Raw genomic sequence first — 10,448 nt, forward strand, 5'->3', positions numbered from 1 at the left:
ACGAATACGTTTTTGCAACTGTGTACCTGATTCCACTCGTTCAACATAGACGTTTTGGGGTCTTTACCCATCCGAATACCGCCCATTTCGTGAATATCGGAGCCGGGATTAGCGTGGGTATCCGTACCGCGAATATTCTTAAAGCCCGCCAGCGTAAACATTTCGGTGAGTTGTTCCAGGTAATCTTTCACCATTTTGTCGTCATTCTCGGTCCACTTCACCGACGTCACTAACTGCGGAATGCCATATTTGTCTTTTAGGTTGGCGTCGAGGCGCACGTGATTGCTTTCGATAGGCACCGTTTCGCCCATCATCCACGCGCTGATGTTCCAGTTGCCCAATTGCGGATGCAGGAGCGCTTCTTTGAGTTCTTCGCCGATGCCCGCCTGTCGTGCACCGCGTCCCCGACCACCGCCGATGCCTGTAGCGTAGCCGCGCAGAAAATCGCTTTCCTGTTTGTGAAGATTTCTGAAACGGGGAATGTAGGCGTTGCTGGGATTTTTACCGTCGGTCATTTTGTCGTAATAGCCTTCGTATTCCGCGTTCATTCGTCCTCGGTAATTATGCCACGCAATATATTTACCTAAGGTTCCGCTGTCATTACCCAAACCATTGGGGAAACGACTTGAAATGGAATTCAACAAAATCAAATTACTGTTGAGCGCCGAGCCGTTGACAAAAATGATTTTGGCGTAAAATTCGATCATCTCTTTCGTGTTCGCGTCTACAACACGCACGCCGGAAGCCCTTTGTTTCTTCTCGTCAAAAATAATCGAATGCACCACCGAATGCGGGCGCAGGGTCATGTTGCCTGTTTTGACCGCCCACGGCAAGGTGGAAGCGTTGCTGCTGAAATAACCGCCAAACGGACAGCCACGGTTGCACAGATTTCGATGTTGGCATTGTGCACGACCTTGATCAGCGTGGATTTGCTGCGGGTCAGTGATGTGCGCACAACGCCCCTGAATGACGTGGCGGTCTTTGTAGTTTTTGGAAATGGCTTCCTGAAAATGTTTTTCAATGCAGCTCAGTTCAATGGCCGGCAAAAATTCACCATCGGGCAATTCGGGCAAACCGTCTTTATTTCCCGAAATCCCCGCAAATTTCTCGACGTGACTGTACCAGGGCGCAATGTCTTTGTAGCGAATGGGCCAATCCGTCGCATATCCATCGCGGGCGGGGCCTTCAAAATCAAAATCTGACCACCGCTGCGTTTGACGCGCCCACAGCAGCGACTTTCCGCCTACGTGGTAGCCGCGCGTCCACTGAAAGGGTTGTTCTTCCACAAAAGGCTGTTCATCAGGCTTGATAGCCCAATGCACGGTTTCTTCGCGCATAAAACTTGCTCGCCCTTTCGAGTATTGATTTCGGATTTCCAACGGCACCTGGCCACGGTGTTCAAATTCCCACGGGTGTTTGTTGGCGGTGGGGTAATCGGTTACGTGCTGCACGTCGCGGCCACGTTCCAACACAAGCGTTTTGAGTCCCTTTTCGCACAATTCTTTTGCTGCCCAACCACCGCTGATGCCCGAGCCGATGACAATGGCATCGTACGTGCGGTCTTTGACAGAATCTATATTTAAGTATGACATTTTCTGAGAAGTTTGACTTTGGAGAAGAATAAATTTCGTTTTCCTTTCCACTTTGACCTTTTTCCTTTCTACACTTTTACCGGTATACACCCATAGTAATGACCCGGAATAGGGTTGTAATTCAGGTGTTTGGTTTGAACGTATTCAGAGGTGGTAAAGCCAAGAATCGTCAGTGACTTTACCAATGCGAAATAGTCTTTCTGAGTTTGGTCAGCGGACGTTGATAGCTTATTAAGAACCTCTTTTCGCTGAAGAGCCGTGCATGAACCAAACGCACTCAAGTAACTGTCTTTGGCAAGGGCTTCGGTCTTTTCAAGTCCTTTTATAAAATTTTCCTGAACGTCTTTTTCGTAACAATCCACCAACATTTTTTGAATAAAAGCAGGAACTCCCAAATCCTTGGCGCCCGGCGTATCGGTAGTTGGAATGATGGTATCAATGATGGAAGTCAGTAATGCCTCCTGCTCGCCGGACAAAAAAATATTTCTGTTCCGGACATTGCTCGGGGTCCAGGCTTCTGCCCACGTAGGTAACGCAATAAAACCACCCGCAGCCAAGGCGGTATTTCGAAGAACTTCCCGTCGGTTCATGGTTTCTAAAGTTGCTTTGGTAACAAGGAATGAAAGGGCAGATTTTGAATAATTTACTGATTAAATTATATTCTTAAAAGCTTTTCATCGCTTCGGCATAGCGACGACCTAATTCGCGGGCCGAAGGCGTATCAAAGTGGGTTTTGTCGCCTTTGTCGACCAGGCCGGTTGCTTCTGCGCAAGCCGTGCGTTTTACTTTTTTTGGTAATTGACGAAGTTGTTCATTGATATTTTTTGCTTCGGGGTTATTGACAACGAAGAAATCCCCCAATGTACCAACGACAAACGGCACATTACGCGCCGATAATTCCTTGCGAAAACGCCCAATTAGAATCTCTAATTTTGAGGTATAACTTCCCACCAATTCAGGCTTGCTGTCGCTTTCGCCCTGATGCCACAAAATCCCCTTTAACGTGCCTGCAGGCAGTGCCGCTTTTGCCCGACGAAGGGCATCGTCGTAAGGATGACTTTTGGTTTGGTCGTGGTAGCCGCCAGGTTGCCACGAGTCAATAGGTGAGCCGCCTACTGCCGCAGGTATCAAGCCTATCATAACCGTTGTATCGGCCTCGGCCATGACTTTGGCAAACTCAGATCCAGGTCCCACACCCGCCACTGGTTTGTCGAAATGCATAGGCGCAACTGCCGGAACCCATTGATTTTCTTTATTAAGCATCCAAATACGCGGGTGAGGTGTGCGGTCAACCGGCTCCAAGTCACCGCGCCCTGCCATATTGGATTGGCCAACGAGGAGGTACAAATGCAGTTTTTTGCCTTTAAAATTAGGGTTTTGAGCCATTGCTTTTAAAGAAAGGAGGATAAACAGGAATACAACTAAATGTTTCATAAGAAAAAGAATGGTTTTTCGCAAAGGGCGCAAGGAGGGAGTTAGTCTTTAAAATATTTTTCCAGAATTTCTTTCGGTTGCCATTGGTCGGGTTTTCGGTCAATGCTTTTGTAATCAAATACTTGTGATGAAATTTCCGAAGCCGTCAGCGGAAATGTATCGCCGTATAGTTGCTGATGCTTTTTGAGGTCTTCCATCATTTTTTTGACTTTGGTCGCATATTCGGGTTTTTGAGCCAGATTATTGAGTTCGTACGGATCCGTTTGTAAATCAAACAATTGAGTAAAATCCACTTTTGGATAACGAATCAATTTCCAGCGTCGGTCACGGATAGCGCGTTGAGAAAAAGTATAGGCCGTAAATACCTGCTCTCGCACAGATGGCATTTCTCCCTGAATGATACCCGACAAATCTTTGCCTTCCAAGTCCTTGGGAGCGGTGACATTCAGCATTTTGCAGAAGGTCGGAAACAGATCAAACAGATACACAAAGGCGTCGCTTTTTTGATGTTGAGGAATACCCTTTCCACTCAGAATCAGCGGGACTCTCATGCTGTGTTCGTAGAGATTTTGTTTACCCAACAACCCATGACTTCCCATGGCCAAGCCGTTGTCGGCCGCAAAAACGATGATTGTATTTTTGTCCAACCCTTTTTCTTTCAACTTCGCCAAAATCTTACCGATAGCCTCGTCTAAATGCGTAATCATGGCGTAATACTCCGTCAACTGTGATTTAATAACATCGGTAGTGCGCGGATAGCCCGCCAGCATTTCGTCACGCACGGTCATGTCGCTGCCAAAGTTGAAAGGGTGAACGGGCATAAAATTGGGTGGAAGTGGCACCGTACCGTAGCGTTTGAGATAATCGGGCAAAGGCGAACGAGGATCATGCGGAGCCGTAAAAGCTACGTAGGTCACAAAGGGTTTATTGGCCATTTGTTTGTCCAGAAACTGAATGGCAGTTTCGGCAAAATGATCGGCAGAAAAACCTTTTTTTATGGGTTCGGTAAAGGTTCCGTCGGGTTTCAAATCACTCATCGGCGTTTGATAATGGTCGGCCATTCCGCCCAGCATGACATTTTTAGCCTCCATAAAACTCGCTCCCACAGCGGCGGGTTCGTTGTGCCATTTGCCCGTCATAAAGGTAGAATAACCGTTTTGGCGCAGCAGCATCGGCCAGGTCGTGACACCGTTGAGTTTATCCAATACCCTAAAAAAGCCTTTTCCACTCATCAGCATCGCCCGACTCGGTGCACAAACCGCTCCGTGATTACCACCCAAAATATGCGCTTCGCTGAATAGCGTGCCGTTTCTTGCCAATTGGTCGAGGTTGGGCGTTTGGACATACGGGTTTCCATAACAGCCCAAGGCGTCGGCGCGGAGATCGTCGGCAAAAAGAAAGAGAATATTGGGTTTGGGAGATTGGGCGTAGAGGTTTTGACAAAAAAGAAGGCAAAGAAACAGAAACGGTTTTTGCATAATTGTGGGTGTTGGGAATCAAGATTTTATAGCTTCTGAAATATCGAGCAAATACATCTGTCGGCCGTTGCCGCCGTGGGTAGAATCAATGCAGACTTTGGTACCGTCGTGGTTGAAACGGGGGTGTAAATCGCAACGCCATTCGCCAACATATTCGGGAGGTGCATAGAAACTGCCCAGATCCGTGCGCCGATCGGTGGGAAGATGGTAGATGTAGGGGGTTTGCAATCGGTCTTGTCCGGCGGCGTAGTTGTCGTTCAGGATCCACCGCGACGGCGGACCGTTCGTGCCGTTGCCAATGGGCAAGTACGTTTGGTGGCCGTTTACTTTCATTTTGTCGGCGCCGATGCGCGTGTATTTTCCCGTAAAATCTTCTAATAAATAAAAGCCCGAGGCTTGGCCTTCGGGTTTAGTGTAGGCACAAATGGTACGGGGGTCTTTCCAGATAAAGTGTGAAGTAAAGCCTGAAGGGTCAATGCAATAGGGATTTTTGCCGTCAGCATCTGCTGTAAACATGCGCGTGATAAAATTGGTTCGTGCCATAATTTGTCGATCCTCCCGCACCGCTCGCCAACGGTGGAGAAAGGTAAATCGGCTACCGTCGTTATTGACCAACAAATGGTTGAACCAATGAAAATTATCAACGATGGATTGGCCCTGATACGGCAGTTCGGCGAGTTCGTTCAACGAAAAGAGCAGTTGGGTTTTGCCCGTTTGCAAATCCATTTTATACAGCCCAATTTCTTTCGGCGCTTTGACGGAAAAATACGGGTCGGGAATCCCAGAATAGCCATAGCCCGGTCGCAGATCCTGAATACGCGAAAACTCAGTCCCGATGGCCCATTTCCCATCGGGACTGAGCGCATAAACGGCTTTGGGCAAGGTGCGTTTTTTGCCCGTTTTTATGTTTACAATGTGACTGACAAACTGATTATCAACGCGGTCGTTCCAAATAATTTCAGTGGTTGATTGAGGAATCCACTGCAACATACAGCCTTGTTGCCATCCCCACGAGCGACTTTCACCCAAGGTTGTCCAGCGGTCATTGTCCTGCAAATCTATGAGGCCGATTTTGACAATGTCTTTTTCGGTAGGAGAACGGTGCTCAAAATCTACTTCCATCCCCAAAACGTACCTCCCCGTAGGGTCAAATTGCCATTTATCATAATACCCGAACCAATGGTACTTAGGGCCTTTGGTAATCGCGCGAATGGGAACGGCCTCGGGCTTAAAAGACATCATCGGCAGCGACAATGCCGCGAGTGATTGTTGCAGAAACGTACGGCGGTTTTGGAGATTCATTGTAAAAAAGTAGTTGTATCAATAAAAGCATTTCTCTGAAACCAACTACTAAATGGTTTTACCCTATAAGACATGTGATATTATATAAAACTTACTATTTCCTACTATGCTTTGTAGGTAAGGTTTCTGGTCTGACTATCGTCTGACCTTCCGCAGAATTAAAAATCTCCGTAATTCACCTGCAAACACGGCAAACCCAACTCCAATCGCCACAAATCCACGACCTGGTTGCGGTCGTCCAGTACGAATTTTACGAAGTATTTTTCTTTAACATGCGCTTCGTAAAGCTCTTTTTTGATAACGGCGTCTTTGCGCATATCGCCTGTAGTTCGCATATACAGCGCGTCATAAGGAATGCTGTTATATGTCAGCCAATTAAGGGTTGGAGTACGTGATTTTTCTTCGCGCCCCGACATCAATATGATCTTTACGCCTAAGGCATGATAGTTCTTGACAATTTGGGCAATGGGCTCGTTCAAATCGTCGCGCTCGCACGACATAGCATCGTAAGGACTGCGACGTAAAATAGCCAAGGTTCCGTCCAAATCGCACAGGATAGCGGGCGGCAGCGTCGTATCCTGCGGCTGATAATGCGGGCCGCGCTCATCGCCCAACACGTGGGTTTTGTACATTCGCATGATGACATCGCGCCCCACTTTTTTCTCGCGCACTTCATCCCGCGCCAGACTTTCCTCCAACGTAGCCGTCATTTCCCGAATCTCTATTTTTACCTGCTCACCCGTACTTTTAGTGTACTTTTCCACCACCTGACGAATGCGCTCGACGGGACGGTCTGATAAGTTGGTATCGTCAATGATGACGTGTTTTCCATCGCGTAGGGCTTCCAAAAGCATCAAATCGCGAACACGCTCCACAAATTTTTCGTTGTGTTTGGAATGCTCGCTGTTGTCGAGCATGGCGCGCAATTCGTCCTTGTTCAGCCGTTTGTACATGCCCTTGTTCTCATCCAACAGTTGTCGGGCAAGGGTGGATTTACCACTGGCGGGCAAGCCGCGCAGTAAGATTACTTTTTTCATTTTTTATACATCGTAATTGGCAAACGGCTTCTGAAATACTGGCCGCAGTTGCTTCCAAATCACTTCGTCGTAGGGCTTTTGGTCAAACATTTTGAATAAAACCGCCGGATAGCGACAGGTTTGAAAATACAGCGCCGTGTCTTTGCGCGTCTCTAAAATTCGAAAATCAGTCTTACAAATCGCTTCAATTTCCGCAAATTGCACCAAAAGCTGCGCATGGGTTTCTTTCACCCACTCATAAAATTCATCGGGGACTTTTTCCAAAATCGGCGTTAAGTCCTGTCCCGCTTTCAAATACTCCCAAATGCTGACGTTGGATACACCCGTCACAATGCGGTGGATGCGCTGGTACTCTTCAAATTTGACTTTCAAACGATAGCCGCTCTGAAAACGCACCACAAATCCTTCTTTGTTTTCTTCCTCCAAGGTTTTCAACAAATGTAAATCATTCAGGCCGTCATAGCGTTTAACAATGTCAAAACCATCTACTCGTAGAGACGCCGCGGCGGCGGACTGCGCGGCGGCGGACCGAAAATTTTGCGTCTCTACAATGTCAATTCCCGTTTGAGTATCAATAACGGCTAAAAAGACCAATTTTCGCTCGGCACCGTAATCGACCACAATACGGTTTTCGGGATAAATGATTTCAAATAAATACGTTTTGGTCGGATCTAAATTCGGAATAACGTGGGCATATTGGGTATGCAATAGCTCCGTAGCCATCAGCGCCTGTTCACTCGAAAACGATCCGCGCGAAGCGATAAATGGTTTATCCTCATGCCAATACAGGATTCCCAGAGACCCATCAAGCTTTTCAAACACTTCAAAAGGCTCGTTGGGAATGACTTGGTTTTCCATTTCGCCCAAGTTGAAAAATTTTCCAAAAGGACGGGCTACCACATTATATTGTTCATCCAAAATCAAGCCTCGGCACGCCAGCGTAAGTTCGTTCCAAACTCGGTCGTATTGGGCTTTTGGGGTATAGTTGTAAATGTACAACGGTGCCGTCGGGTGCTTTTGTACCTTGATGTAATCGTCGGCAATGAGTTGTTGTAAAGCGGAGATATTCATCGTTTCAGTTAGACTTGCCAAGTTTAAGTCAGGTATGCTGAAAAACTTGGCAAGTCTTGTTTATTAGTTAACTCGGACCGCCGATGCGGACGTAAAATAAAATCCCAACGGGGTAACAGGCGAAAAGAGTACGTTTTGGCGCTCTGACCAACTGAGCTATTCTACATCTCTACAGAAGCGGGGCTCGAACCCGCGACCACCCGAACCTCAATCGAAGTAACCCTTTTCTACGACACCCGTTGGGAATATTTTTCACAAAAAATCAAATTCAATATAATTTTTTAAACTTTAATCCAACGGGGTAACAAACGAAAAAGGCACATGGTGCTCTACCACTGAGCTATTCTGTATTTCTACAGAAATAGGAGTCGAACCCACGACCGTCCGATTAAAATTCGAAGTAACCCTTTTCTACGACACCCGTTGGGGTAAGATTTTTCTAAAGAATTGATGACAATATAATTTTTTAAACTTTAACCCAACGGGGTAACAAGCGAAAAGGGTGTTTTTAGTGCTCTACCGACTGAGCTATTCCTTCCTAAGAAGAAAGGAAGATTCGAACGGCAGCGGCCGACCGTCCCCGACGCCCGAAGTAACCCTAAACAACGACACCCGTTGGGGTAAGATATTTAGCAAGGCAATAAGCAAACAGCGACCATAGGTTGGGAAAACGAAGTAACGCTGTTTTACGGCACCTGCCATTAGTTTAAAACAAGAGTAACAAGCGGATTGAGTCCTGTTTTATGTTTTGTAAGTGGCCAAACGCTGTACGTCTGACCACCGCTTCCGGTTATAAATCAACTTTCATTACTTTTTCAAGTGCGCTCTGTCTGTCTTCCAACGCCTGCAAGACGTCGAAAATCTTGTCAGACCAACCCGCAATTAAAAACACATCGTTGTCCTCTACCCGCAAAGGTGCCTGTCCGTAACCTGCCAAATCAAACAAATACAGTTTGGCATCGGGCGCGATTTGTTTGTACATTTTCCATTGGGTACTCAGCGTGTTGGCTCCGGATTTATTATGAGATGCACTGTCCCATAGCTGCGTGTCCGTAAATAGCATGACCTTATCGGCGATATAACGGCGCGCAATCAAATCCTGCAACACTTTGAATCCGTTGGTGGAATAGCCTACTTCTCCTTCACGTTCGTAAAAAGCATCTACATTAGCTAAGATGTTACGACCCGGCAAACCCACGGTTTTCCACGTATCTCCAAACATCCCGCTCAGCACGTTTTTGCATTTAGATTGCAGCAACATTCCCATCAACAACCCAATGTCGTACAACATTATTTTGCTTTTGGCAGAAACCGCTTTTTGCATCGAACCCGATACGTCGCAGGCAATAACGACTTTTGTAGCAGACTCAAAACCACGTAGATTAACAACGCTCGCTTTCAGTGCAGACTCCAGCGCTTCGAGTAGCATGGGACCATATCCAGATGGTAACTCTTTCAACTCTCGGTAGGCTGCCAAAAACCGAAAAGGCAATTGTTTGGCGTTTTGAACCGCTTTTTCGTTGGACAAATACGCACCTACTTTTTCGATGTGAGCCGCACTGACGTTGGCTTCCAAGATATTACGCAAGTTACGCAGCGTAGCCATATACCCCATCTTTCCACTGTCAATCAATTCTTCCCATTTGGCTTTTTGCGCTGCTGCTTTCAGGACTTCAGTGGCAAATTGGGTTTGTCCCAAGGCCGAAAGCTCGGTTTCCCACGTATAGGGAATAGCTAATTGATCATTGACAATTTTGTTGAACACAGTTTGTTGGGCTTCGTCTTTCGCTTTAGGGTGTACCAAAAACAGCGCATCGCGGAGCGTCACCTGAGCTGCACGGTCATATTTGGCAAATTGATATTCGTCAAATTTGTTAAAGGCCGATGCCAACCCTTTTTGGACTTGTTTTGACAAACGGTTCAGTTTCTTTGTTTCCTTACGTTGGTTGTGTACTTGATAATAGGCCAACAACTCGGTGATTTCATCAGGACGCTTTACTACTTTTTCTACCGCTTTGCTGACCAAATCGTCACCATTGTGGATTTTAGCCAATTCATTGACCAACACCACAGGAGCGGTACGCAAGTACATTTGTTCCCGAACATAGACCGCCAATTTTGCGGCAAACACGGGATTGACTTTCGCAATCAACGCTTTGATACGTGCTAAACGTTCGTCTGCTTTTTCGTAGGAGATATCGCTCAACATAGTCGTTGCTACGGACGAATACAATTCCATTTCGGGCGTCAACCGAAACGCTTTGCTCCTTCATGGTTTAGCGTTTCGGTTTGGTTGCGGTTGTAAAAATTAAATTTCATGACTGTTCATTTGTTTTGTGCTTTGATGATACAAATGTTAGCCCTAAGTGCGCAGCCTTTTTGCGCAGTTGAAATTATTTTCGAAAATTTTAAAAAAAATCCCGCTGTAATATTTTGTGTGTTAACCCTTTTGTCCTGTTATTTTTGTTTCCAAAATCACAATTATGGCAAAAGTAAAAATTGAAATCACAACTGATATAGGCGAAACTGTTTTA

8 protein-coding genes are annotated in these 10,448 nt (G+C 46.4%); all 8 read right to left on the reverse strand.

The genetic code is table 11. The features are described from left to right. Window positions 1-1,592: GMC oxidoreductase (locus tag Q0081_RS20395; RefSeq protein WP_298357752.1), on the reverse strand; the 1,592-nt coding region annotated here is incomplete at its 3' end. 68 nt (window positions 1,593-1,660) lie between these two features. Then, complete coding sequence (locus Q0081_RS20400; RefSeq protein WP_298357755.1) at window positions 1,661-2,182, reverse strand: gluconate 2-dehydrogenase subunit 3 family protein; 522 nt, start codon at window positions 2,180-2,182, stop codon at window positions 1,661-1,663. Window positions 2,183-2,255: 73 nt separating this feature from the next. Next, window positions 2,256-3,026: a sialate O-acetylesterase gene (locus Q0081_RS20405; RefSeq protein ID WP_298357758.1), complete on the reverse strand. Its 771-nt coding sequence runs from the start codon at window positions 3,024-3,026 to the stop codon at window positions 2,256-2,258. A 41-nt stretch (window positions 3,027-3,067) separates the two neighbouring features. Beyond that, the gene (locus Q0081_RS20410) at window positions 3,068-4,504 is read right to left on the reverse strand and encodes a sulfatase-like hydrolase/transferase (protein ID WP_298357760.1); all 1,437 of its coding nucleotides are present in this window, start codon (window positions 4,502-4,504) and stop codon (window positions 3,068-3,070) included. 18 nt (window positions 4,505-4,522) lie between these two features. Further along, window positions 4,523-5,806 (reverse strand): hypothetical protein, encoded by a 1,284-nt coding sequence (locus tag Q0081_RS20415; RefSeq protein ID WP_298357763.1) that lies wholly within the window; start codon window positions 5,804-5,806, stop codon window positions 4,523-4,525. A 158-nt stretch (window positions 5,807-5,964) separates the two neighbouring features. Continuing rightward, the gene (locus Q0081_RS20420) at window positions 5,965-6,843 is read right to left on the reverse strand and encodes an AAA family ATPase (protein WP_298357766.1); all 879 of its coding nucleotides are present in this window, start codon (window positions 6,841-6,843) and stop codon (window positions 5,965-5,967) included. 3 nt (window positions 6,844-6,846) lie between these two features. Next, entirely contained in the window at window positions 6,847-7,935 is a 1,089-nt protein-coding gene (locus Q0081_RS20425) for a T4 RnlA family RNA ligase (protein ID WP_298357769.1), read from the reverse strand. Window positions 7,936-8,704: 769 nt separating this feature from the next. Then, window positions 8,705-10,153, reverse strand: coding sequence for a TROVE domain-containing protein (locus tag Q0081_RS20430; protein ID WP_298357772.1), 1,449 nt, complete (start codon window positions 10,151-10,153; stop codon window positions 8,705-8,707). Between the last annotated feature and the right edge of the window lie 295 nt (window positions 10,154-10,448).

It is taken from the genome of Runella sp. (assembly GCF_027484545.1).
In the GTDB taxonomy this organism is placed as follows: domain Bacteria; phylum Bacteroidota; class Bacteroidia; order Cytophagales; family Spirosomataceae; genus Runella.

What these genes read in the sequence shown, in the direction of transcription:
- Q0081_RS20400 (WP_298357755.1), bottom strand. Translation starts at nt 2,182, where the DNA reads ATGAACCGACGGGAAGTTCTTCGAAATACCGCCTTGGCTGCGGGTGGT.
- Q0081_RS20405 (WP_298357758.1), bottom strand. Translation starts at nt 3,026, where the DNA reads ATGAAACATTTAGTTGTATTCCTGTTTATCCTCCTTTCTTTAAAAGCA.
- Q0081_RS20410 (WP_298357760.1), bottom strand. Translation starts at nt 4,504, where the DNA reads ATGCAAAAACCGTTTCTGTTTCTTTGCCTTCTTTTTTGTCAAAACCTC.
- Q0081_RS20415 (WP_298357763.1), bottom strand. Translation starts at nt 5,806, where the DNA reads ATGAATCTCCAAAACCGCCGTACGTTTCTGCAACAATCACTCGCGGCA.
- Q0081_RS20420 (WP_298357766.1), bottom strand. Translation starts at nt 6,843, where the DNA reads ATGAAAAAAGTAATCTTACTGCGCGGCTTGCCCGCCAGTGGTAAATCC.
- Q0081_RS20430 (WP_298357772.1), bottom strand. Translation starts at nt 10,153, where the DNA reads ATGGAATTGTATTCGTCCGTAGCAACGACTATGTTGAGCGATATCTCC.